Consider the following 24236-nt stretch of genomic DNA (forward strand, 5'->3'; position numbering starts at 1 on the left):
GAGACCAAGGACAGCCCGTGTTTCACTTTTCGCGGCCGCGTTTGCGCAGATAGCGTTCGAACTCGGCCGCGATGGCGTCTCCGCTCGCCTCCGGCAGCTCCGCCGAATCGTTCTGCTTCTCCAGCGCGCTCACGAGTTCGGCCAGACTGGGGTTGAGGGAGACGAGCTCGTCGGCACCGAGTTCCCATGCCCGGCTCTCCTCTTCGAGCACGTGGATGTCGATCTCGATGCCGGCATAGCGTTCGACGGCCTTCGCCAATGCGAGCTCTGCCTTCGGTGACGGCGACTCGGCCAGATAGTCCGGCACACCCACCCAGAGGTTGATTGCTCGGACTCCGCGCCAGCGGCAGGCGACTCCGAGGAGTCCGAGGATCCCGATGGGTCCCTCATAGCCGTTGGCATCGATGTCGAGTTCGGATGCGAGCGCTGCGTCCTCCGTATTGGCCACCACGGGCAGAGGGCGCGTATGCGGGACCTCGGCATGGAGACCGCCGAGGAGGACGACAGCATCATTGTCGCCGACCTGACCGAGGACGAGGGAGAGGAACTCCCGCCATTTCAGCCCCGGTTCGTGGCCGTGGATGACCGTGATCGGCATTTCGCCGAGGTGGCCCCGATGAACCGCTATACCCGGCCAGGCGACCGATGCCTTGCCGTCCTCGTCGCGGATGATCTCGGGTTCGGAGAAGCGGAACTCGTAGAACCCATCGGTGTCGAGGATCTCGGAGTCGTCTAGGCCCCAGACCTCGATGAGATCCTTGGCCAGCGAACTCGCCGCCTCGGAAGCATCGGCATCCTGACCTTCGAAGGCGATGAAGACGAGTGCCCCGGACCCGGATGGAAGAATACTCATGGTTCCAGACTACGCTGGGCGTATGACGAACCATGCATCACCCGACCCTGCCGCCGTTCTGTGGGACATGGACGGAACCCTGGTCGACACCGAGCCGTATTGGATCCGTGCCGAGACCGAACTCATGAACGCCCATGGGCTGCCCTGGTCGGAAGAGCAGGGACTCGAATTCGTAGGCAACGAACTGATCGTCTCCGCCCGGATGATGCGTGAAGCCGGACTCGACCTGCCCGCCGAAGAGATCGTCGAGACCCTCATGGGCAACGTCATCGCACAGATCCGTCAGTCGGTGCCGTTCCGACCCGGCGCTCTCGAGCTGCTGGCAGAGCTCAAGTCCGAGGGCATCCCGAATGTCATGGTCACGATGTCCTACCGCCCCCTCGCCGAGGCGGTCATCGCCAGCTGCCCGAGGAACAGCTTCGCGGGACTCGTCTCCGGCGATGAGGTGGCGGCTGGCAAACCGGACCCCGAACCATATCTGCGCGGGGCCGCGCTGCTCGGACTCGACCCCGCAGACTGCGTGGCACTGGAGGACTCGAAGCCTGGGCTGGCCAGCGCCGAGGCCGCGGGAACCATTGCGATCGGAATCCCGCATTTCGTCGACCTCGACCCGCGTCCGGGCCGCATCCTCTGGGACAGCCTCGAAGGCCGTGGAGTCGCCGACCTGCGACGCCTCCGGGCTCAGCAGAGCGCCTAAGCTCCGACGATCTTCGTGATCTCCGGGGTCGGGGGAGCGGTGTTGCCCCAGGCCGGGCACAGAGTTCTGAACGTGCACCAATTGCACAAAGGTGACTTCTTCGGCCGCCACCGATCCGTCTCGGCAGAGGCGATGATGTCCTTCCAGATCGCATCGATCTCGAACTGCGTCTGTTCGACCTCTGCCATCGTCGGATGGGACTTCAGCACGCTGCGTGACCCCAGGTACATCAGCTGCAGGGTGTGGACGAGCTCACCGGAGAGCCGGTAGACGACGAGCGCGTAGAAGCCCATCTGGAACTTCGCCTCCCGCCCGTACTGCGGTTTCGGCTGTTTGCCCGTCTTGTAGTCGACGAGTCGCCGCTCGCCGCCCGGGGCGACGTCGACCCGGTCGATGAACCCGCGCAGCTCGAGACCGTTGTCCAGCGTCGTGCGGACGAACTTCTCCGTCTCCTCCGGTTCCAGATGCTCCGGATACTCGAGAACAAAGTACGAATCGATGAGCCGACGCGCCGATGTGAAGAACGTCTCCTTCTCCGATTCCTCGCCGAAGATCTCGAGCACGTCCGGGTCCTTCTCGACGAGTTCCTCCCACGCCGGCATGAGCATCGTCTGCGCGAGTTCGGCCGTGCGCTCGGCCGCCGGTGCTGTGAACAGCTTCTCGAGCACCGAATGGACCACCGTGCCGCGGAACGCCGCCTGAGAAGGCGGCTCCGGCAGTTTGTCGATGCTGCGGAAGCGGAACTTCAGAGGGCATTGGATGAAGTCGTTGGCCCGGGAGGGCGAAAGACTGGTGAGCTCGACCATAACTCCACTGTAACGACCTGCACGGACACGACGTGGCGACCAGCGGTCGGAGCGTCGTCGCTGTTAGGCTGAGTTACCGACCCTCAGTGGTCCGCTCACCACGACATCGACCGGAGGAATCCCTTCAATGGCCGCGAAAAACCACCACCCCGGTGCGTCATCGGGGCTGCGTCTGGGCACCGTCCTCGGCGCACCGGTGATTCTGGCGTGGTCGTGGTTCCTCGCCGCCATCGTGATCACCGTCCTCTTCGCCCCGTGGCTCAACCAGGTCCGACCGGATCTGGGCGTCGGCGCTTGGTTCGTAGCCTTCGCCTATGCGGTGCTCCTGTTCGGTTCCGTATTCCTCCACGAGCTCGCTCACGGAGTCGCCGGCCAGTTCTACGGACAGAAGGTCGCCGCGATCGAACTGAACATCTGGGGCGGGTTCACCCGATTCGAACCGCAGATGGACAACCCGCGCGACAAAGCGGCGATGACGAGCTTCGTCATCTCCATCGTCGGCCCGATCGTCAACATCGTTCTGGCGCTGCTGGGTTGGTGGTGTCTCAGCGCTGTCAGCCCCACCTCGGTGCCGTGGCTGCTGCTCATCGCCGTCACCTTCGCCAATGTCGCCCTCGGCGCCATCAACCTGCTGCCGGGCATCCCGCTCGACGGCGGCTGGGCGCTGCAGGCGATCATGTGGCGCATCACCGGATCTCAGTTCCTGGGCACGATCGTGGCCAGCTGGGTGGGACGCATCATCGCTGTCGGCTTCATCGGCTGGGCGGTCATCACCCCGCTGCTGGCCGGCGAACGACCCGACCCGCTGCAGGTCGCCTGGATGTCGCTCATCGCGATCATGCTGTGGTTCTCCGCCGGAGACGCCGCCACCCACGCCAAGCGTGCCCGGAAGATGGAGACCTACGACCTCTCGCAGGTCATCCAACCGGCGATCGCCGCCACCTGGGACGCCGACCTGGCCGACACCCTCGACTATGCGAACACTCTCGGGAACGCGAAGGAGCGCACGCTCATCGTCGTCCTCGACCAGAAGGGGCTGCCGTACGGTCTCGTCGACCGGCATGCCGCGGCCGGTCGACTTGCCGAGACCCTCGAAGCCGTTCCCGCCGGCGAAGTCGCCCGCCCCCTGGCCGGGTGGATCGGAGTGCCGAAGGACATCACCGCCCCGCACCTGCTCGAATCGCTGACGCACCGTCCCAAGGCGCAGTTCAGCCTGGTTATGGACGGCAACACCCTGGTCGGAGTCATCGACCTGCAGGAGTTCTTCGACGAGCTGCTCGCAGCCTGAGCCGGTTGTGTGAGGCAATCCTCACCAGCGTAGAGTGGACTCATCATGACTCAGCCACTGCATTCCCGGCCGCCGCGCGTTCTCAGCCGCGGAGAGAAGGTCCAACTCACCGACCCCAAGGGGCGGATGCACACCTTCGTGCTCGCCCCGGGGGAGCACTTCCACACGAACAAGGGACTCATCAGCCACGATGACATCATCGGGCGAACAGAGGGAATCATCGTCGCGAATACCGGGGGAATCGACTTCCAAGTCTTCCGCCCGCGCTACGAAGACTTCGTGCTGTCCATGCCCCGCGGGGCCGCGGTCGTCTACCCCAAGGATTCGGGGCTCATCGTCACCCTCGGCGATATCTTCCCCGGGGCCACCGTCGTCGAAGCCGGCGTCGGATCGGGTGCTCTGTCGATGGCGCTGCTGCGTGCGGTGGGCTCGGAAGGGGCCGTCCATTCGTTCGAGCTGCGCGAGGAATTCGCCACGATCGCGGCCGGAAACATCGCTGACTTCTTCGACGGCGAACCGGAGAACTGGTCGGTGACCGTCGGCGACCTTTCCGAGACGCTTCCGCAGACGTTCGGAACCGGCAGCGTCGACCGCGTCGTCCTCGACATGCTCACCCCCTGGAACACGCTCGACGCGGTCAGCGAGGCGCTCAGCCCCGGCGGAATCGTCATCGCGTATGTGGCCACCGTCCCGCAGCTCTCCCGCTTCGTCGAAGCCCTGCGCGCCTCCGGCAAGTTCGCCGAACCCGAATCCATGGAGGCCATGGTCCGCGGTTGGCACGTCGACGGACTCGCCGTCCGCCCCGACCACCGGATGATCGCTCACACCGGATTCCTCATCATGGCGCGACGAATGGCCGACGGCATCAGCCCCCTGGAGAAGAAGAAGCGCCCCCAGGGGGCCACCGCAGCCGCCGAGGATGTGGCGGCGTGGAAGGAACCCGAAGTCACCGAGGCGGCCATCGGCACCCGCACCGCACACGGGAAGAAGCTGCGCCGGGTGATGCGCGAGGCCGGAAAACGTCTGCGCGACGCGCCGGAAGGATCCGGCGAAGTGCGGACCACAGATGTCACAGACAGCCCGACTGGCACCACCACAGGGCCGAAGGAGGATCGATGACAGAGACCACGACCGAGGTGAAGAAGCTGCGCGAGGACACCGCGTCCCTGCGCCAGCAGCTCTACACAGCGGGCAAACGCAATGAGGCACTGTCGAAGACTCTGCGCACGGCCCGTGACGAGCTGGGACGGATCAAAGAGGAGGCTCGGCGTCTGACCGAGCCGCCGAACAACTGGGGTACTCTCATCGCCCTCGGAGAGAATGCAGTGTCCGCCGATGTCATCGTCGGCGGTCGCCGTATGCGCGTGGCCGTCGCCCCCGAGATCGAGCCCGAGAGTCTGAGGGCCGGAGCCGATGTGCTCCTGTCCGAAGGTCTCGTCATCATCGGCACCGGGGACTTCCCACCCGTGGGCTCTGTCGTCAACGTCCGCGAATTCGTCGACTCCCAGCGCATCCTCGTCGGTGCCCCCGGCGATGACGAGCAGGTCTTCACTCTCGCAGCAGGACTCGTCGACTCGGGACTGCGCGTCGGCGATGCCGTCGTCGTCGATACTCGCACCCACTATGCGCTGCAGGTCATCGAGAAGCCCGAGGTCTCCTCGCTGCTGCTCGAAGAGGTCCCCGACATCACGTACTCGGACATCGGCGGACTGGCCGACCAGATCGAACAGATCAAGGACGCCGTCGAACTGCCCTTCGAACACCCCGAGCTCTACACCGAGCACGGACTCAAACCGCCCAAGGGAATTCTGCTCTACGGCCCTCCCGGCTGCGGTAAGACACTCATCGCGAAGGCTGTGGCGAACTCCCTGGCCGATCGCACGGGCAAGGTGCGCACGAGCAAGACCTACTTCCTCAACATCAAAGGTCCGGAGCTGCTGGACAAGTACGTCGGCGAGACCGAACGTCAGCTGCGTCTGATCTTCGCCCGTGCACGGGAGAAGGCTTCGGCCGGCTTCCCCGTCGTGGTGTTCTTCGACGAGATGGAATCGCTGTTCCGCACCCGCGGAACCGGCAAGTCATCGGACGTGGAGACGACGATCGTGCCGCAGCTGCTCACGGAGATCGACGGTGTCGAACAGCTCGACAACGTCATCGTCATCGGCGCGTCGAACCGTGAGGATCTCATCGACCCCGCGATCCTGCGCCCCGGTCGACTCGATGTGAAGATCCGCATCGAACGCCCCGATGCCGAGGCGGCTCGGGACATCTTCGAGAAGTACCTGACCGCGGATCTGCCCCTGCATTCGAGCGTGCTGGCCGGCCATAGCGGCCCCGCCGAGGCGGTTTCGGCGCTCATCGACAGCTGTGTCGAGAGGATGTTCGCAGAGACCCCGGAGAACGAATTCGTCGAGGTCAGCTACGCCGACGGTTCGAAGGAAGTCCTTCACTTCTCCGCTTTCGCCTCCGGTGCGATGATCCACAACATCGTCGACCGGGCGAAGAAGGCGGCGATCAAATCGCTGCTCGACACCGGCGAGCGCGGTCTGTGCCCCGGTCACTTCGAGGATGCGATCGCCGAGGAGTTCAGCGAACACGAGGATCTGCCGAACACGACGAACCCGGACGAATGGGCGCGGATCTCCGGCCGTAAAGGCGAACGCGTCACTCATCTGCGGATGATGCACCTCGACACGACCAGGGGAGCCCCGACGGTGCCGTATGAGACCGATATCGCAGAGGTGCGACCGAACTCCGACCTCGTCTGAACTTGGTCCGTGGCTGGGAAGAGCGAAGAGCCCGGTGTCTCTGTCAGCTGACGGAGACACCGGGCTCTTCGTATGCGAGCGGGCCTCGGGTCGAGGCGATTGATGATCAGCGGCTGCGTCGGCGGCCGGAACCGCCGGATACGGCCGTGGCGATGAGACGCCAGCCGACCAGGGTGATGAGATTGAGCGAGGTCGCCACGATCATGAAGCTCACCGGCACCGTACCCGGATCGCCGCCGGCGCCCGTGACTCCGCGCAGGACGAGTCCGACGAGGACGGTGATCGCCCACACGCCGGTGCCCGTGGCCAGGGGAGCGATCGGCCGATCCCAGATGCCTGTGAGCAGCCACGCGATGACGAGGGCTGCGACGAACGGCCACGCTGTGGTCATCAGCCCCTGGGGATCGAAATTGTGAGAATGTGTGTAGTGACCGACGATCGTGAACAGAACCACGAGGATGAGGTCGACGATCAGTGCGATGGGGAGATGAGATTTCTTCGTTGCCACGTCCCCGAGTCTAGACCTTGGAGGAGAAGCAGATGCTCAGAGTCAGGCGCGTCATGGGAGCCGAGACGGAGTTCGGTCTCAGCCAGCCCGGCAACCCGCGAGCGAACCCGATGCGGGATTCGGCACGTGTCGTCGACGCCTACGCCGGGCCGCGCGGACTGAAGTCGTCTCAGAACTTCTGGGACTTCGCCACAGAGTCCCCGCTGGCCGATGCGCGCGGCTTCTTCATGAACATCGCCGATGCAGATACTTCGCAGCTGACCCATATCCCTCAAGACGACGTCGAAGCCCAGTATCTGGCGAATGTCGTCACCGAGAACGGCGCCCGCTACTACGTCGACCACGCCCATCCCGAATACTCCTCTCCGGAAGTGCTCACCCCACGCGATATCGTGACCTTCGACCGGGCCGGTGACCTTGTGGCTCTGGAGTCGGTGCGGACGCTTGAGAAGAGCGCGGAACCGGTCAATCTGTATAAGAACAACACCGACTCCAAGGGAGCCTCCTACGGTGCTCATGAGAACTACCTCGTCGATCGGTCGACGGACTTCGACGACATCGTGGCAGCACTGATTCCGTTCTTCGTCACCCGACAGATCCTGTGCGGATCGGGAAGAGTCGGCATCGGTCGCGAAGGAGAGGGCAAGGGCTTCCAGATCTCGTCCCGTGCGGACTTCTTCGAAGCCGAAGTGGGCCTCGAGACGACCCTGCGCCGCCCCATCGTCAACACTCGCGACGAACCGCACGCCGATCCCGCGAAGTACCGTCGACTGCACGTGATCATCGGCGACGCCACTCTCGCGGAGCCCGCGACGTTCGTCCGCTTCGGCTCGACCTCCCTCGTCCTCGGACTCATCGAGGCAGGACTGGCGCCGCGGATCGAACTCGCTGATTCCCTGCAGTCGCTGTGGGACGTCAGCCACGACCTCAGCCTGACCGCTCCGCTGCCCCTGACCGACGGAACGACACTCACAGCGTTGGAGATCCAGGAGCGGTTCTATTCCGCCTGCCTCGAACACGCGGATCCCGACGACTCGGCCACAATCGAGGTGCTCGCCGAATGGCGTCGCTTCCTCGACGGACTCTCGACCGACCCGAAGACCCTGGCCGACTCCATCGACTGGGTCGCCAAATTGGTGTTGCTCGAGAGCTACCGATCACGGGAGGACATCGACTGGGACCACCCGAAGCTGGCCCTCATCGACGTTCAATACCACGATGTGCGCCCGGAGAAGGGCCTGTTCCACAAGCTCGAACGTGCCGGACGCATCCGCCGGATGACCACCGACGCCGAGGTCGAAGCCGCCGTGATCAACGCCCCGGACGGGACCCGTGCGTTCCTGCGTTCCGTGGCAGTCAGCCGCCTCGGCGAGGCACTGGTGGCCGCAAGCTGGGATTCCCTCGTGCTCAATGCGGGAGCCTTCGGCGTGGTGCGCCTGCCCATGCACGAACCGCTCAAGGGCACTCGCGAACTGCTCGCCGATCGGGTAGAGGGAATCGAGACCGCCGAGGGCCTGCTGAAGGCACTCGGAGTGGATAGACTGACAGTGAAGAACGACTGAAGGAGTGTGAGATGAGCTCGCAGGAACAGGTCCAGAGCGACAAATCGTCCGGTGGGGGAGACGCCCCTGTCGATCCGCCGGAGGCCGTGCAGGGACAGATCAACACTCAGAACGTAGATTCCATCCTTGACGAGATCGACGGTGTACTCGAATCGAACGCGGAGGAATTCGTCAAGAACTTCGTGCAGAAGGGCGGCCAATGAGATGGCAGGGTTCCCTCCTGCATTCTTGAGTTCGACGAGCAATTCGTTCGTCGAACTCGCCCGCTCCCTGGCGCCCGAAGTGCTGCCGCACCCCGGTGCACGGGATCTGGCCGAACAGTCCCCGGAGGGCACGACGATCATCTGCTTCCGCACGGCCAGCGGAATCCTCATGGCCGGTGACCGCAGGGCGACGATCGGCAACCTCATCGCCTCGCACTCGATGGAGAAGGTCAAAGCCGCCGACGACTATTCCGTCATCGGCATCGCCGGCGCTGCAGGTGTCGCCCTCGACCTCATCCGGCTCTTCCAACTCGAACTCGAACACTACGAGAAGATCGAAGGCGCCCGCCTCTCGCTCAACGGCAAAGCCAACCGTCTCGCGGCGATGCTGCGCGGAAACCTCGGCCTGGCGATGCAGGGACTCTCCGTCGTCCCGTTGTTCGCCGGAGTCGACGAATCACGACCGAAGGGCCAGATCTTCAGCTTCGACGTCACCGGCGGAAAGTACGAAGAGCACCGGTTCCACTCCATCGGCTCCGGTTCCGGCTTCGCCCGCGGGGCACTGAAGAAGCTGTGGCGCCCCGGCCTCGACGCCGCCTCGGCGATCTCAGTGGCCGTCGAAGCCCTCTTCGACGCCTCCGACGACGACTCGGCGACCGGCGGACCGGATTTCGTCCGCCAGATCGCCCCGACGATCTTCACAGTCGACCTCGACAACGGGGTCACCGAAGTCGATTCGGCAATCGTCCTGGACACCGCCACCGAGGTCGTCGCCCGGCGCACGGCCACCGCCCGGTGATGAGTGCGCCACTGTTCTCCCGAAAGGATCGTCGATGAGTCAGGCACCGTTCTACGTCTCGCCCGAACAGCTGATGAAGGATCGGGCGGACTTCGCCCGCAAGGGAATCGCCCGGGGTCGGTCCGTCGTCGTCATGCGCTTCGACGCAGGGATCCTGCTGCTGGCGGAGAACCCGTCACCGACGCTGCACAAGATCGCTGAGATCTACGACCGGATCGGCTTCGCCGCCGTCGGCAAGTACAACGAGTTCGAGACCCTGCGTCAGGCCGGAGTCCGCTACGCCGACCTGCGCGGATACTCCTACGACCGCACCGACGTCACCGCTCGCGGGCTGACGAACGCCTACGCGCAGACACTGGCAGGAGTCTTCACCACCGAATCGAAGCCCTTCGAGGTCGAACTCGTCGTCGCGGAACTCGGACTCATCCCGGAGACCGACCAACTCTATCGGCTCAGCTACGACGGTTCGGTCATCGACGAAACCGAGCATGTGGCCATCGGCGGTCAGGCCGATGCGATCACAGCATCTCTGGCAGGGGTGCGCAGCTCTCAGATGACTCTGCGCGAAGTGTTCAACCACGGTGTGGCCGCCTTGGGGGCCGCAACCCAGGCGACCCTGGCCACCGACGCACTCGAGGCCGCAGTCCTCGACCGCACGACGACGAAGCAGCGGACATTCCGCCGCCTCGACGACGCGGCGATGAGCGAACTTCGGGAGGACTGAATGGCACGCATCTACGGGCTCGAAACCGAGTACGGACTCGCCCACACCGCCGACCCCGACGGAAGGCGCATCGGCCCAGAGGAGATCGCCCGCTATCTCTTCCGCCCCGTCGTCGAATGGGGCCGGTCGTCGAACGTGTTCCTGCCCAACGGGTCGCGCCTCTACCTCGACGTCGGATCGCACCCGGAGTACGCGACCGCCGAATGCGACGACTTGGGCGACCTGCTCGCCCAGGACGGGGCCGGCGAACGGCTGATGATCGACCTGCTCGACAAAGCACAGGCCGCGTTGGAAGCAGACGGCATCGGCGGACGCGTGCACATGGTCAAGAACAACACGGACGCGGCAGGGAACTCCTACGGTTCCCACGAGAACTTCCTCATCCGCCGCACCCTCGACTTCAACCGGCTGACCACGGTCCTGCTGCCCTTTCTCGTCTCCCGGCAGCTGCTCGTCGGAGCGGGTGCCGTGATCCCGCGCCGTTCGGCCTTCGCCCCCGACGAGGAAGTCGACCGGTCGGAGATGATGTTCGGTCTCTCCGCCCGTTCCGATGTCATGTGGGAGGGACTATCGTCGGCCACGACGCGGTCTCGTCCGATCATCAATGCCCGCGACGAACCGCACGCGGATGCGGAGAAGTACCGGCGGCTGCACGTCATCGTCGGTGATTCCTCGATGTCTACGGCCACCTCGGCGCTCAAGATCGGCTCCGCGGTGCTCATGCTCGACCTCATCGAACAGGGTGCGCGGATCCCGGAGAACGGGCTGCGGCACCCGGTGCGCGATATCCGTCTCATCGCCCGCGACCTCACGGGACAAGTCGTCCTCGAACGCACCGACGGGACCACGACGACACCGCTGGGGCTGCTCGGTGACTACCGGGATCGGGCGCAGCGGATCGTGGAATCGGGGGAGCACAGCCTCGGCGACGATGATCTTGCCCACTACGTCATCGACCTGTGGACGCGTATGCTCACAGCGGTCGAATCGCAGGACTTCTCCACCGTGGACACGGAGATCGACTGGGTGATGAAACGCACCCTCATCGAACGGTCCATGCAACGCGGAATCACCGATATCGCCGACGCGCGCATCCACCGACTCGACATCGCCTTCCACGACATCACCCCCGCAACGGGGCTGTTTCCCAAGCTCGAAGCCGGCGGAATGGCGATGAGCCTCGTCCCCGCCGAGGCCGCCGAACGAGCGAAGGACGTACCGCCTCAGAGCACACGAGCGGCGATCCGCGGAGAGTTCGTGCGTGCCGCTCATGCCGCCCGCCGGGACTACACCGTCGACTGGGTGCATCTGCGGCTCAACGACGAATCTGGTAGGGCAGTCGCCCTCAAAGACCCATTCGCCGCGACTCACCCGCAGGCGGAAACACTCATCGCGGGCCTGTAAGATCGCCCTGTGATCCGGTCGAGCCCCCCCATCCGGGCACGGCCTCGGCGTGACGAAAGGAAACCAGTGCGCACCAAAGTGCTCAGCGCCATCGCGGCGGGCCTTTTGCTGCTCTCGGCCTGCGGGCAGGGTGATGAGTCAGAGGACTCGACCTCACCGCCGCCGTCGGTAGCAGCCCAGGACGCGAAGTCGACCAGCCTCGACGACATCACCGTCGAAGGCAAGATCGGGAAGAAACCCAAGGTCAGCTTCGAGGCCCCACTGGTCATGGACAAGACCGAGAATAAGGTGCTCAAGCAGGGCACCGGTGACAAGATCGCCGAGGGCGAGCAGGTCACGGCACAGATGACGCTGGTCTCCGGAACCACCGGCAAGACCGTCGAATCCAGCTACGATTCGGATTCCGCCGCCGGATTCCCCATGGACAAGTCCCAGATCTCCGAGGATCTGTACAACGCACTCATCGACGTCAAGGTCGGATCACGGGTGATGATGTCGCTCAACGGCAGTGCCGAGCAGGGTCAAGCCTCGCAGACGCTCGTCTACGTCATCGACGTCGAGGACACGAAGAAGCCGCTGACTCGCGCCGAAGGCAAGAAGGCCGACCAGTCGGACAATCCCGTCACCGTGAAGTGGGGCGACGACGGTACCCCATCGATCTCGAAGCCGAAGGGCAAGAAGCCGACCGAACTCAAGTCGTATACGACGATCGAAGGCGAAGGCGACAAGGTCAAGAAGGGCCAGAGCGTCGCCGTGAAGTACTCCGGCTGGCTCTGGGACGATACGTCGAAGACCTTCGACTCGAACTGGAAGAAGGACGGACAGCCCTTCGTCGTCGCCCCGGTCGGTGAGGCTCAGGTCATCGACGGATGGAACGAAGGACTCGTCGGCAAGAAGGTCGGCGACCAGGTCGTCCTCGTCGTACCGCCGGACAAGGGCTACGGCAAACAGGGCCGCGAACCGTCCATCCCGGACAATGCGACCCTGATCTTCGTCGTCGACATCCTCTCGGCCCAGGGCTGAGAAATCGGTCAGCCCGCAGTTCGGCGGTCAGCACCGAACGACAACTCAAGAGAACCGACACCAGGAGGACCATATGAGCAAGCAGAAGCCCGAAGTCGATTTCCCCGGCGGAGACGCCCCGACCGAGCTCATCATCACCGATGATGTCATCGGCACCGGCGTCGAGGCGGGACCCGGCGACACCGTGAGCGTGCATTACGTCGGAGTCTCCCATTCCACGGGCGAAGAGTTCGATGCCTCGTACAACCGCGGCACCCCGCTGGAGTTCCGCCTCGGATCCGGAATGGTCATCTCCGGTTGGGATCAGGGCATCCAGGGCATGAAGGTCGGCGGACGCCGCACCCTTCAGATCCCGCCGCACCTGGCATACGGCGACCAAGGTGCCGGCGGAGTCATCCAGCCGGGTGAGTCGCTCATCTTCGTGTGCGACCTCGAGAACGTGCGCTGAGCATCAGCACGCGCTGAGCCTGACTGAGACGGCTGTGGCCGGGTTCTTCGGAACCCGGCCACAGCTGTATTCCCGTGCTCGGATGATCAGCTGCGGGCGAGCTCGGCGGCGAGGCGTCCCGCGGCGGCGGCTGCGAGGAACGATGCAGCATCGGCGGGCAGCTTTCTGCCCATCGTCGACAGACGCACCGGTGAAGCACGCAGCGCATCCCACAGTCCGGTGAGATCGATATCGACGAGGTCATGCATCTGCAGCTGCGGCAGCTGCCTGGCCACGGTCTCAGCCACGACATCGGGATCAGGGTCCATCTCGGCTCGTTCCGCCTCGGCGAGGGTGGAGAAGTCGGGCACTGGGACGGTCATCCCCGGTCGAGCGATCTCACTCAACGGTGTCAGCGAATGATGGGAGATGCCGAAATGGCGGCCGCGGGCGTCGGCATTCGACATCCGCAGCAGACCGACCGGATGCCCGCCGAGCAGGGCCGCAGCGTTGAGGTGCTCCCCGGTCACCAGCCCCGAATAGCCGTACTTCGTTCCGGTGCCCAGGTTCCCGGGCCCCTGAGCGACAATGGTGATATCGGCACCCATCACGTGTTTGGCCGCGAGCAGCCCCGTGTGGATGGTCACCGCCTCCAGATCCCCGCCCCAGGCCTGGCCGGTGCTGATCACACCCGACAGCCAGGCGGCGTCCTTGAGCCCGGCGACGGCTTGGGAGAACGGGGCAGGCAGAGCCGCACCATCGCTGAGCACATAGGCGACCGACAGAGTGGGGTCGACGGTGCGGATTCCGACGACCACCGCGGGCAGAGCCGAATGCAGATCGGCCACGATCACGGGCATGCTTTCGAGGTGCTCCGCTTCGGCGAGGGTGGAATGATGCTGTGATTCCTGATCATCGACGCCGAGGACCATCGTCTGCAGAGGCGAATAGCGGTCTTTGACCAGGTGACCGGGCCCGTCCGGAGGATCGGTCGGCAGCGCATCGGGCAGGGCGACGATGAGACCGAAGCCTCCGGTGCCCAGGCGCTTGGCCAGTGCCGAGACATTGACGATGACGGTGTCCTGGGTCTGCGGCTGTCCGACTGCATCGGTATAGGCGACTGCCCGGATAGATCTCACATCGGTGCCCGGCACGGCCTCGTCCAGTTCGATGTCGACATCTGTGTATCCTGGCCGGGTGGAGCGAATCGCTGTGACGATTCCTTTGCGCCAATGAATCATGGTCCCAAGACTATCTCCCGGCCTAGGTTACGGTGGAATCGTGAAAACACCCCGCACCAGCAGACAGAGACAGCAGACCGAGCGTCTGATGAATCTGCTGATCGCCCTGCGCGCTTCCCGCGGCTGGGTGTCGCGAAAGACGCTGATGGATGCCATCGACGGCTATTCCGGGCTCGACGAGGTCGCCTTCGACCGCAAATTCTCCCGTGACAAGGAGCTGCTGCGGCATATGGGCATCACCATCGCGACCCGGGCCGAACACGATGCCTACGGTGATGTGGGGGAGACGGGCTACCGGATCTCCACCGCCGACTATGCGATGGACGACGTCGATCTCACGCCCGCCGAGGTGGCTGCCGTGACCGTGGCCGCTGCGTTCTGGTCGGAGACCGAACTCGGCGAGTCCTCTGCTCAGGCGCTGACGAAGCTGCGTGCTCTCGGCATCGACCTCGACCAGTCCGCTGCAGGTCCGGGGAACGTCGACCCGGGCACCGCTGCACACAGGCTGGCCAGCGCGAACTTCGCTACCGCCCTCCACCATATCAACGCTCGAGAAGCCGTCGGCTTCCGCTATCACAAGCCCGGCCAGAGCGTGAGGAAGGTGCGACTGGAGCCCTATGCGCTGCTCAGCCGCGGTGACCGTGTCTACCTCTTCGGCTTCGACCTGGACAGGCAGGCACGTCGCACCTTCCGGCTCTCGCGCGTCGAAGGCGGAATCGCGAAGCTCAGCGGCCGTGACCCGGGAGACTATGAGATCCCCGAGGACTTCTCCCCGCAGCTGGAACTGCAGTCGAGTTCGGAGATGGCCGTCGTCGCCGAGGCGAAGCTGCGCATCCGAGCCCACCGCGCCGATCCGCTGCGACGCCGCCAGATCCGCACCGACGGAGACGAAGTGATCATCGGCTATTCCGCTGTCGAGGCCCTCGCCGCTGAAATCGTCGGCTTCGGGGACGTCGTCGACGTGGTCGACCCGCCCGAACTCGTGCGTGCCGTCGAGCGCAGACGCGAGACGATTCGCGAATCCCTCAATCGTTTGGGAGGCGCCAGTGTCCTCAGCGCGTGAACGCCTCACCCGGCTGCTCAGCCTCGTGCCCTACCTCGATGCTCATCCGGGAGCGGATCTCGACGATACCGCCGCCTATTTCGGTATCGACTCCGACACTCTCATCGACGATCTGCAGCTGCTCTTCGTCACCGGCCGCCCCGGACATATGCCCGATGACCTCATCGATGCGTCGTGGGAGGGCGGTCAGATCTACGTCTCCAATGCCGAAGAGGTCTCCGTGCCCGTGCGGCTGAGCGCCGAGGAGGCCGGAGTCCTCGTGCTGGCGCTCGACATGCTCTCCTCCCTGCCCGGACTCGATTCGGAAGCGGTGGCCACTGCCGCGTCCAAACTGCGCGTGGCCGCAGGTGAGAACCTGCGCAACGCCGTCGACGTCAGCCCCATCGACGCCGACGAAGAGCTGCTTGCCGCTCTGCGACAGTCCGTCGAGGACGGCTCTGCCCTGCGCATCGACTACTACGTCGGCTCCCGTGACGAACTCACCACGCGGACCATCGCCCCGACCCGCCTCGTGCCCAGCGCAGACTGGTACGTCGACGCCTGGTGCTATTCGGCCGGAGCTCCGCGCCGCTTCGCTCTGAGTCGGATCCGGTCCTGGGAACCGGCGGCTCATCCGCCGATGTCGGTGAGCGAAGCGACGACGAACTCCTACGAGGTCACCCTCGGTCTGGCGGCCGGCGGGGCATGGCTGGCAGATGAACTCGACGTGACGAATCGGGAGTATCTCGACAGCGGCGACACAAGCGTGCGCATCCGTCTGCTCGTGCATTCGGTGGACTGGCTCAGCCGCTTCCTGCTCTGTCACGCCGATGTGATCACCGAGATCGATGACACCGAATCAGTCGCGGCCGCCCTGCGCAGGCTCGGCTGAGAAGCACGCCGCGTCCGAATGTGGATGAAAGGCACAGCCACAACGCGTAGAATCGTCCACAGCATCAACAATCCAAGGAGCTCCCCATGAAACCAAGTTTCGTGCAGATCGCGATCGTGATCCTCATCATCGTGATCATCTTCGGCGCACCCAAACTGCCGCAGCTGGCCCGAAGCCTGGGACAGTCGATGAAGATCTTCAAGTCCGAAGTCAAAGACCTGCGCGGCGACGAGGACGAATCCGGCAAGACCACCGAGCCGGGAGCGCTCAACCAGAACTCCTCGACCGATTCCACCACGGCCACCGGTGAAACCACCGGAACCGCGGAGTCGCGGCGAGAGAAGCAGGACCCGCAGTCTCACGAGAAGTGAAAGAGAACAGTCAGCGGAAGCCCTCTCGATCACGGAAGAACAATCCTGAGAAGAAGATGCCCGTCGTCGGGCACCTCGTCGAGTTGCGCAACCGCGTCATCATCTCCGCCATCGCCATCGCCCTGGGGGCGGTGGCCGGCTGGTTCCTCTACGATCCCGTCCTCGACATCCTCCAAGAGCCGATCCGGACCATCCGCGACAACGGCGGACGGATGGCCGAGATCAACTTCGCCGGAGTCGCCTCGCCCTTCGACCTGAAGATCAAACTCTCGTTCTTCATCGGTCTCTTCCTTTCGTGCCCGATCTGGCTCTACGAGGTTTGGGCCTTCATCGTCCCGGGGCTGAAGCGGAAGGAGAAGCTGTACTCCCTTGGATTCCTCGGTGCGGCGATTCCGCTGTTCCTGGCGGGGTCGACGATGGCGTTCTTCGCGCTGCCCAACGCCGTGAAGGCGCTGACCTCGTTCACTCCCGAGGGCGGTACGAACATCATCCCGGCACAGGACTACCTGAGCTTCGTGATGATCATCATCGTGGTCTTCGGACTGGCTTTCGTCCTGCCGGTGCTCATGGTGGGACTGAACATGCTCGGGATCCTGTCGGCGGAGAGAATCAAGAAGTCGTGGCGCATCATCGTCATGATCGTCTTCCTGTTCGCCGCGATCGCCACCCCGACTCCGGACGCTATGTCCATGTTCTTTCTCGTCATCCCCATGATGACCCTGTTCTGCCTGGCATGGGTGATCTGCGTGTTCAGCGATCGCCGGCGCAAGAAGCGCCTCATCGCGCAGGGCCTGTGGGTCAACGAGGACGAACTGATCGACGAAGAGAAGAATGACTGACCCCACACCGCTTCCGACCGACACCTCTGCGGAGGAAAGCCGAAGTCCTTCCGCCGCCTATGCCGATTTCAAGGCGCGTGCGGAATTCGCCCGCACCCCCTTGGGCCTGTTCATGGACCGCACCGAGTTCGAGCTCGACGATTTCCAAGTCGAAGCCTGCAGCCATCTGCAGGACGGTGAAGACGTGTTGGTCACGGCACCGACAGGAGCAGGCAAGACGCTCATCGCGGAGTTTGCCGTGGAGTTGGCCCGCGGCGAAGGAAAGCGGGTCTTCTACACCACTCCGATCAAGGCGCTGAGCAACCAGAAGTTCAACGACTTGGCCGAGGTCCATGGGGCCGAGAACGTCGGCCTGCTCACCGGCGACACCTCGATCCGCCGCGATGCGCCGATCATCGTCATGACCACCGAAGTCCTGCGCAATATGCTCTACAACGATGTGGCGGGTCTGTCGGACCTCGGATTCGTCGTCCTCGACGAGGTCCACTACCTGGCCGACCGGTTCCGCGGCCCGGTGTGGGAAGAGGTCATCATCCACCTGCCTGACCGTGTGCAGATGGTGTCTCTGTCGGCGACAGTATCGAATGTCGAGGAGTTCGGTGCCTGGCTGCGTGAAGTCAGGGGACCGACGACGATCGTATCGACGAGTCACCGGCCGGTGCCTCTGGTCAATCATGTCCTGGTCGGCCACCGGATGTACGACCTGTTCACGCACAGCGATTCCGACCGCATCGATCCGGCCCTCAACCATGCCACGCGCACACACGGAGGACCGCGTTCGAAACGCGCACGTGCCACCCGTGCACGGTTCCGCCGTCCCAGCCGCACACAGGTCGTGGCGTCTCTCGCCGAGGCAGCCATGCTGCCGGCGATCATGTTCATCTTCTCCCGCAATGGTTGCGACGAAGGCGTCGAACAGTACCTGAGTTCGGGCACCGACCTGAACTCCCGGGAAGAGAAGACGATCGTCAACGCCGCGCTCGAATCGCTGCGAGACGATCTCGCCGACGAAGATCTCGGCATCCTTGGCTATCACACCTTCCGTGAGGGACTGCTGCTGGGAGTGGCCGCACACCACGCTGGGATGATCCCGCAGTTCAAACAGCTCGTCGAAGAGCTGTTCTCGCAGGGAATCATCAAGGTCGTCTTCGCCACGGAGACCTTGGCGCTGGGCATCAACATGCCGGCTCGCACCGTTGTGCTGGAAAAGCTCGTGAAGTTCAACGGCGAAGCGCATGTGATGATCACCCCGGGGGAGTACACGCAGCTGACCGGACGAGCCGGACGACGCGGAATCGACCGGATCGGCCATTCTGTCGTGGTGTGGCATCCGACCATCGAGGTCAGCGAGCTGACCGCCCTGGCCTCGAACCGTTCATACGCGCTGAACTCAGCCTTCGGACCGACCTACAATATGACGGCGAACCTGCTGTCGCGGATGAGCTCGGACGAAGCCGCCAAGGTGCTCGAAACCTCGTTCGCCCAGTTCCAGGCCGATAAGGCCGTCGTCGGTCTGGCGCGGAAGGTGCGCAGAAACGAAGCCACGATCGAGGCGTACGAGAAGTCCATGCACTGCGACCTCGGTGACTTCTCCGAATACGCCGGACTGCGTCGGGCGATCTCGGACACTCAGAAGCAGGAGACCCGAACGAAGTCGCGGAACAGACAGCGCGATATCGTCGAATCCCTCACCGCGCTCAAGATCGGCGATGTGGTGACGATGCCGGCCAAACGGGTCGGCGGTCGCGCGGTCATCATCGCCCCGATGAGCAACAAGGACGGTGTCTCCCGGCTCCCTACCGTTCTCACCGAGCAGGGCAAGGTGTGGCACCTGCGGCCGCACGAAGTGACCGAGCCCGTCGCCTCCCAGGGGCGAGTCCGAGTGCCGAAGAAGTTCAACCACCGGCAGGCAGGCGACCGCAGACAGCTGCTGTCCATCCTCGAAGCCGCCGTTCACGACGGCAGAGTCGATTCCGAAGCTCATTGGGAATCGAGTCGGCAGCATCAGGGCGAGAGCACCACTGTGGCCGAACTCCAGGCGCAGATGCGGGCACACCCCTGCCACGACTGTCCGGATCGGGAGCTCCACGCCCGCTGGGCCAACCGGGCGGACAAGCTCATCAGGGAGAACGACTCGCTCATCGCGCGCATCGAAGGTCGCACGACCTCGATCGCTTTGGTATTCGACCGAGTCCAGGATGTCCTGCGCGGCCTGGGCTTCGATCCCGAGCATTCGACGATGCTGCGCCGGATCTACGGAGAACGAGATCTGCTGGTGGCTCTGACGATCCGAGCCGGACTGTGGGACCAACTCAACGAGCCGGAACTCGCGGCCTTCGCATCGATCTTCGTCTTTCAGTCGCGCAGGGACACCCTGACCGCGCACCGGGCGCCGAGCGCCGACCTCAAAGCCGTGTGCGACGAGTCCGAGACGATCTGGCGCCGACTCTTCCACCTCGAAGAACAGCATGCGCTGAGCACGACCGACGAGCCGGACCGTGGGCTGATCAGACCGATGTACCGGTGGACCGAGGGCAGAACGCTCTCGGAGTCGCTGCGGGGCAGTGATATCGCCGCCGGAGACTTCGTCAGATGGGCGAAACAGAGCCTCGACTTACTCGGTCAGGTCGCTGAAGTCATCGAACCGGAGACCGCAGTGCGCGTGCGACGCACGGTCGAAGCCATTCGCCGCGGGGTCGTCGCCGACTCCTGAGTACCTCAGCGACGGACTTTCTTGACGATGTTCTCGATATCGGAGCCGAACGCGTTCTCCGTCGTCAGATAGGTCCACGTCGACGACGGGCGCTTCAGTCCGTGCGACTCGAGGTCGATTCCCTCATCGGTGATCGTCGCTTCCTCGATCGTCGCCTTCGAATCGTCGATGACATCGGACCAGAACGACGAGAAGACACGGATCGACTCCGTGTTGAACGCCTCGTGCGGCTTCTCCCTGGCGAAGGTGCGCAGGTGGATGCCCTCACGCAGATCGTTGAGGAATGCGAGGTGGTCGACCCAGCGCGCGTCGAGGTGGAAGAGCATGACCTCGCGCAGAACCGAGTCGAGCAGCTCCTCCGAATGCTCCTTTACGATCTCATCGGCACGATCGCCGAGTTCCTCACGCAGCTGTTCGACGGGTTCGTCGTCCTTGCGGATCTCGGTGCGACGTTCGAGGACGAGGTCGCGCTGTTTGGCCATGAGCTCGTTGAAACGCCAGGTGTCACGGTGCAGGGCGGTGTTCTGCCCTTCAGCGATGCGCTGAGCATGTTCGACGAGACCGAGCGCGCGCTTGGATTCGATGAGTCCGGTCTCATCGCCCTCGGAGACGAATCGTTGGATCTCGGGAACCCTGGTGACCAATTCGTCTTCGAGGCTGGTGAAGAACACAGACGTGCCGGGATCACCCTGGCGACCCGCTCGACCGCGCAGCTGGTCATCGAGTCGGGATGAAGGATAACGACCGGCACCGATGACGAGGAGGCCTCCGGCATCGGCGACGTCGTCGTCGGCGAGACGGATATCTGTACCGCGACCGGCCATCTGTGTCGACACCGTCACCGCGCCGGGTGCGCCGGCCTTCGCAATGATCTCGGCTTCATGGGAGTCGTCCTTCGCATTGAGCACGGCGACGTCGATTCCGCGTTCGGTCAGTCGTTGAGCCAGGGACTCGCTCTCGGCCACCGAGGAGGTGCCGATGAGCACGGGACGGCTGCGGGCATGATTGTCGGCGACCTCCTCGACGATCGCACGCTCCTTCGACTCCTGATAGGTGAATAGGCGATCGGGTTCGTCGATGCGGATCACAGGCAGGTGAGTGTCGATGGGCACGATCTCCAGCCCATAGAACTCGCGCAGATCGTCACCGACGGCCAGGGCGGTGCCGGTCATTCCGCACACGGTCCCATAGCCGTGGATGAGCTCTTCGACCGTCATCTGGTCGAGGATCTCCCCGCTGTCGGTCGCGTCGAGGCTCTCCTTGGCTTCGACCGCGGCTTGGAGCCCGTCGGGCCAACGCTGGAGTTCGGCGACGCGGCCTCGGGAGGAGGAGATGAGTTTGATCCGGCCGTCGACGACGAGGTAGTCGACATCGCGTTTGACGAGCGCTCGGGCGTGGAGAGCCAGATTCAAAGCGGCGAGCGTTTCGGAGTCCTCTCCGAAGAGTTCGACGCCGAGTTCCTCCTCGACCCGATCGACACCGGCATCCGTAAGTGAGACGGCATGCCGGTCGGCGCTGACCTCATAGTCGGTATCCGGGCTGAGTCGGGACACGAGTGCGGCGATCGCGGCGTCGGTGTCCTGGACGCTGGCTGAGCCGGCGAGGACCAGCGGTACACGCGCCTCGTCGATGAGTACGGAGTCGGCCTCATCGACGATGACGACATCGCGTTCTGGGACCCGCAGATCGGCATCCTCGGTGAGGAACCGGTCACGGAGGACATCGAATCCGACCTCGGTCACGGAGGCATAGACAACCTCGGCACGGTAGGCCTCACGGCGTTCGTCGTCGCCCTGGGCACCGGAGATGGCCGTCGATTTCACGCCGAGGAGATCGAACAGCGGCTTCATCCAGTTGCGGTCACGGACGGCGAGGTAGTCATTGACGCTGACTACGTGCACGCGTCGTCCCTGCAGCGCATACCCGGCTGCTGCCAGAGCACCGACGAGGGTCTTGCCCTCACCGGTGGCCATCTGCACGATGCTGCCCTGCAGCAGTCCGACGAGTCCGCGCAGCTGGGTGTCATAGGCTCGTTCGTCCAGGACCCGCTCACCGGCTTCGCGTGCCAGTGCGCAGTAGCGAATGAGCGTCTGCTGCTGGGTGCCCGAAGCGAAGACCTCACCGGCGGCCTCCGTGAGTTCGGCATCGCTGAGCTCGGAGAATTCGCTCCCGGCCGCGTCCAGATCGTCGGCGGCGCGCTCGAACCAACCTGTCGTCTTCTCCGCATGAGAGCCGGGTCGGTTGAGCAGGCGAGAAAAGAATCCCATTGTCGTCCTTCGTCGTTTGTACGTCGGTGTCGAGTCTAGCGTTCAGGACATCGGCCACGAACCGTCGACGACGGCTTCGGCGTTGCCCTTCTTCCGCAGCCAGGCCTGGAGTCCTGCCGCCTGTGAGCGCTTCCAATCGGCCTGCGCGGCCATGATCTCATCGTTGCTCATCGCTGAGATTTCCGTGGATTTTTCGGCCAATGCTCGGGAAATGTCCAGAGCGGCCAGAGCGTCGGCGGCGGCATCATGGGCGTCGAGGAGTTCGATCCGGTACGTCTTCGCGGTCTCGATGAGCGTGCGTTTGCCCTTGCGGTACGGGTCGATGTGCTTGTCGACGACGAAGGTGTCGACGATCGTCGGGATGATCGACGGGAAGTCGATGTCCGGGCGATGGCGGGACGCTTCTGCTGCCATCACGCTGAGGTCGTAGACCACATTGTGTCCTACGATGACGGCGCCTTCTTCTCTGAGCGCGGCGAATTCGGCGCACAGCTCGCCGACGACCTGGGCGGCCGCCGCACCGTTGGCCTGGGCGAATTCAGTGGTGATGCCGTGGACTGCACGGGCCGATTCGGGGATCTCGATGCCCGGATCGGCCAGCCATGTGCGCACCTGCGTGGCCGAATCGACGAACGCTGCGGTGACGATGCGGGCGGTGGCCGGTTCGACTCCGGTGGTCTCGAGGTCGAAGCCGACGAGCCGGGACTGATCCCACGAAGCGGATCCTGCGGGCCGTGGTGCCGGCTCGGCAGCCTTGTTCGACCTTGTCGATGCCCTCGCGTTGTCCTGCGGCGCAGCGGGGGCCGCCGCCCGGCCGGCAGAGCCCGACACGGATTCCAGAGCAGCTTTGAGATTGTCGACCGAGCGGCGGATGTTCTGCCCCTCAGCGGCATCGTCTACTGCGGCGCGGTCGAAACCGTTCGGGACGCTGAGCAAGTCGATGCCGTGATCGACGTCGGTCAGGCAGCGCATGACTTCGAGAGTCTTATACAGGGTCTCTTCGACCTCGATGATCGTGGCGGCTCGCTTCGGGCTGAGTCCGCCGGTCTTCACTCCGGCTTTGGCGGCCTTGATGATCGACTCGAGGGAGCCGAAGTTCTCCAGCAGGGTCGCGGCGGTCTTCTCTCCGATGCCGGGGGCTCCGGGCAGACCGTCGGACGGATCGCCGCGCAGAGCCGCGAGCTCACGGTAGCGGGTTCCGTCGGGCACCCCGTAGGCGTTGGACAGGTCGGCCTGGGTCAGGGCCTCCCACTCCCCGCCCTTGCGGGGGCGAAGGACGCTGACCTGGGCGGCGGAGTCGAGCAGGGCCAGAAGATCACGATCGGGGGAGACGATGACCACGGGGGTCGTCGACTGGGCAGCCATCGTGGCGATGACGTCATCGGCTTCTGTTCCGGCCACCTCGGCGATGGGGATTCCGGCGGCCGTGAGGACGCGATTCATGATCGGCAGCTGAACGGCGAGTTCCGGCGGGATCTCCGTTCCGGCTTCCTCGTCCTTCACGCGTGCCGCCTTGTATTCGGGCATGATCGCGGTGCGGAACGCCGGACGCCAATCGGCGTCCATCGTCGCGATCACGCGATTCGTGTCGAAGCGGCGCACCATCTGGGCGACGGTGTCGAGCACCCCGCGCACAGCGTTGACCGGATGGCCGTCGGCATTGACGATCGAATCCGGCACCGAATAGAAGGCGCGGTAGTACAGGGCTGGAGTATCGAGCAGAACCAAGGGCTTCACAATCGATGACGATACCCGACCCTCCTGACACAGGTGTAGCCGCAACGGCCGACGGTGTAACCTGTCGGCTGT

22 protein-coding genes are annotated in these 24236 nt (G+C 64.3%); 16 read left to right on the plus strand and 6 right to left on the minus strand.

Going from position 1 to position 24236, the window contains the following annotated elements; all coding sequences use genetic code 11:
* Window positions 1-22 precede the first annotated feature (22 nt).
* A complete protein-coding gene (locus tag BLU88_RS11230; protein WP_092013770.1) occupies window positions 23-853 on the minus strand; it encodes a proteasome assembly chaperone family protein in 831 nt (276 codons plus the stop codon).
* A 22-nt stretch (window positions 854-875) separates the two neighbouring features.
* Between BLU88_RS11230 and BLU88_RS11235 the strand changes: the two genes are divergently transcribed.
* Window positions 876-1550, plus strand: coding sequence for an HAD family hydrolase (locus BLU88_RS11235; RefSeq protein ID WP_092013773.1), 675 nt, complete (start codon window positions 876-878; stop codon window positions 1548-1550).
* Here the strand turns inward: BLU88_RS11235 and BLU88_RS11240 are convergent.
* Complete coding sequence (locus BLU88_RS11240; protein ID WP_092013779.1) at window positions 1547-2356, minus strand: RecB family exonuclease; 810 nt, start codon at window positions 2354-2356, stop codon at window positions 1547-1549. The two genes, BLU88_RS11235 and BLU88_RS11240, sit on opposite strands and share 4 nt — an antisense overlap.
* 127 nt (window positions 2357-2483) lie before the next feature.
* On the opposite strand from BLU88_RS11240, the gene BLU88_RS11245 reads away from it, so the two are divergent.
* The 3 genes from BLU88_RS11245 to arc are packed head-to-tail and all read left to right on the plus strand — an operon-like array spanning window position 2484 to window position 6412.
* Entirely contained in the window at window positions 2484-3644 is a 1161-nt protein-coding gene (locus BLU88_RS11245; protein ID WP_092013782.1) for a site-2 protease family protein, read from the plus strand.
* A gap of 45 nt (window positions 3645-3689) precedes the next feature.
* Window positions 3690-4763, plus strand: a complete 1074-nt coding sequence (locus BLU88_RS11250) for a tRNA (adenine-N1)-methyltransferase (RefSeq protein WP_092013785.1) — start codon at window positions 3690-3692, stop codon at window positions 4761-4763.
* Window positions 4760-6412, plus strand: a complete 1653-nt coding sequence (gene arc / locus BLU88_RS11255; protein ID WP_092013789.1) for a proteasome ATPase — start codon at window positions 4760-4762, stop codon at window positions 6410-6412. Before BLU88_RS11250 ends, arc begins: the two co-directional genes overlap by 4 nt.
* Before the next feature lie 106 nt (window positions 6413-6518).
* Here the strand turns inward: arc and BLU88_RS11260 are convergent, their stop codons facing one another.
* Window positions 6519-6920 (minus strand): DUF3054 domain-containing protein, encoded by a 402-nt coding sequence (locus tag BLU88_RS11260; protein ID WP_092013792.1) that lies wholly within the window; start codon window positions 6918-6920, stop codon window positions 6519-6521.
* 32 nt (window positions 6921-6952) lie between these two features.
* Here BLU88_RS11260 and dop point away from each other — a divergent pair, with 32 nt between their 5' ends.
* From dop to BLU88_RS11295, 7 genes are all read left to right on the plus strand, one after another.
* The gene (gene dop / locus BLU88_RS11265; RefSeq protein WP_092013796.1) at window positions 6953-8482 is read left to right on the plus strand and encodes a depupylase/deamidase Dop; all 1530 of its coding nucleotides are present in this window, start codon (window positions 6953-6955) and stop codon (window positions 8480-8482) included.
* A gap of 11 nt (window positions 8483-8493) precedes the next feature.
* Window positions 8494-8685 (plus strand): ubiquitin-like protein Pup, encoded by a 192-nt coding sequence (locus tag BLU88_RS11270; protein ID WP_092013799.1) that lies wholly within the window; start codon window positions 8494-8496, stop codon window positions 8683-8685.
* 1 nt (window position 8686) lies between these two features.
* Window positions 8687-9484, plus strand: coding sequence for a proteasome subunit beta (gene prcB / locus BLU88_RS11275; RefSeq protein WP_092013802.1), 798 nt, complete (start codon window positions 8687-8689; stop codon window positions 9482-9484).
* Window positions 9485-9518: 34 nt separating this feature from the next.
* Window positions 9519-10208 carry a proteasome subunit alpha gene (prcA, locus tag BLU88_RS11280; protein ID WP_092013805.1) on the plus strand — a complete coding sequence of 230 codons (690 nt, stop codon included), beginning with the start codon at window positions 9519-9521 and terminating at the stop codon, window positions 10206-10208.
* Window positions 10209-11612, plus strand: coding sequence for a Pup--protein ligase (gene pafA, locus BLU88_RS11285; RefSeq protein ID WP_092013808.1), 1404 nt, complete (start codon window positions 10209-10211; stop codon window positions 11610-11612).
* 66 nt (window positions 11613-11678) lie between these two features.
* The gene (locus BLU88_RS11290) at window positions 11679-12635 is read left to right on the plus strand and encodes an FKBP-type peptidyl-prolyl cis-trans isomerase (RefSeq protein WP_231939370.1); all 957 of its coding nucleotides are present in this window, start codon (window positions 11679-11681) and stop codon (window positions 12633-12635) included.
* Window positions 12636-12708: 73 nt separating this feature from the next.
* Window positions 12709-13083, plus strand: a complete 375-nt coding sequence (locus tag BLU88_RS11295; protein WP_092013812.1) for an FKBP-type peptidyl-prolyl cis-trans isomerase — start codon at window positions 12709-12711, stop codon at window positions 13081-13083.
* Window positions 13084-13169: 86 nt separating this feature from the next.
* Here BLU88_RS11295 and BLU88_RS11300 read toward each other — a convergent pair whose 3' ends face one another.
* Entirely contained in the window at window positions 13170-14303 is a 1134-nt protein-coding gene (locus tag BLU88_RS11300) for a DUF3866 family protein (protein WP_092013815.1), read from the minus strand.
* A gap of 40 nt (window positions 14304-14343) precedes the next feature.
* Between BLU88_RS11300 and BLU88_RS11305 the strand changes: the two genes are divergently transcribed.
* From BLU88_RS11305 to BLU88_RS11325, 5 genes are all read left to right on the plus strand, one after another.
* Complete coding sequence (locus BLU88_RS11305) at window positions 14344-15366, plus strand: helix-turn-helix transcriptional regulator (RefSeq protein WP_231939371.1); 1023 nt, start codon at window positions 14344-14346, stop codon at window positions 15364-15366.
* Window positions 15350-16237 (plus strand): WYL domain-containing transcriptional regulator, encoded by an 888-nt coding sequence (locus tag BLU88_RS11310; protein WP_092013820.1) that lies wholly within the window; start codon window positions 15350-15352, stop codon window positions 16235-16237. The genes BLU88_RS11305 and BLU88_RS11310 overlap by 17 nt, the downstream gene beginning before the upstream one ends.
* Before the next feature lie 86 nt (window positions 16238-16323).
* A complete protein-coding gene (gene tatA, locus BLU88_RS11315) occupies window positions 16324-16608 on the plus strand; it encodes a Sec-independent protein translocase subunit TatA (protein WP_092013823.1) in 285 nt (94 codons plus the stop codon).
* On the plus strand, window positions 16605-17447 hold the full coding sequence (tatC, locus tag BLU88_RS11320; protein WP_407922831.1) for a twin-arginine translocase subunit TatC: 843 nt from the start codon (window positions 16605-16607) through the stop codon (window positions 17445-17447). The genes tatA and tatC overlap by 4 nt, the downstream gene beginning before the upstream one ends.
* On the plus strand, window positions 17440-20160 hold the full coding sequence (locus BLU88_RS11325; RefSeq protein WP_092013827.1) for a DEAD/DEAH box helicase: 2721 nt from the start codon (window positions 17440-17442) through the stop codon (window positions 20158-20160). Before tatC ends, BLU88_RS11325 begins: the two co-directional genes overlap by 8 nt.
* A 5-nt stretch (window positions 20161-20165) precedes the next feature.
* Here the strand turns inward: BLU88_RS11325 and secA2 are convergent, their stop codons facing one another.
* A complete protein-coding gene (gene secA2 / locus BLU88_RS11330; protein WP_092013830.1) occupies window positions 20166-22427 on the minus strand; it encodes an accessory Sec system translocase SecA2 in 2262 nt (753 codons plus the stop codon).
* 42 nt (window positions 22428-22469) lie between these two features.
* On the minus strand, window positions 22470-24164 hold the full coding sequence (locus tag BLU88_RS11335; RefSeq protein WP_231939372.1) for a 5'-3' exonuclease H3TH domain-containing protein: 1695 nt from the start codon (window positions 24162-24164) through the stop codon (window positions 22470-22472).
* Window positions 24165-24236 lie beyond the last annotated feature (72 nt).

This window comes from Brevibacterium siliguriense (assembly GCF_900105315.1).
Classification (GTDB): Bacteria; Actinomycetota; Actinomycetes; order Actinomycetales; family Brevibacteriaceae; genus Brevibacterium; species Brevibacterium siliguriense.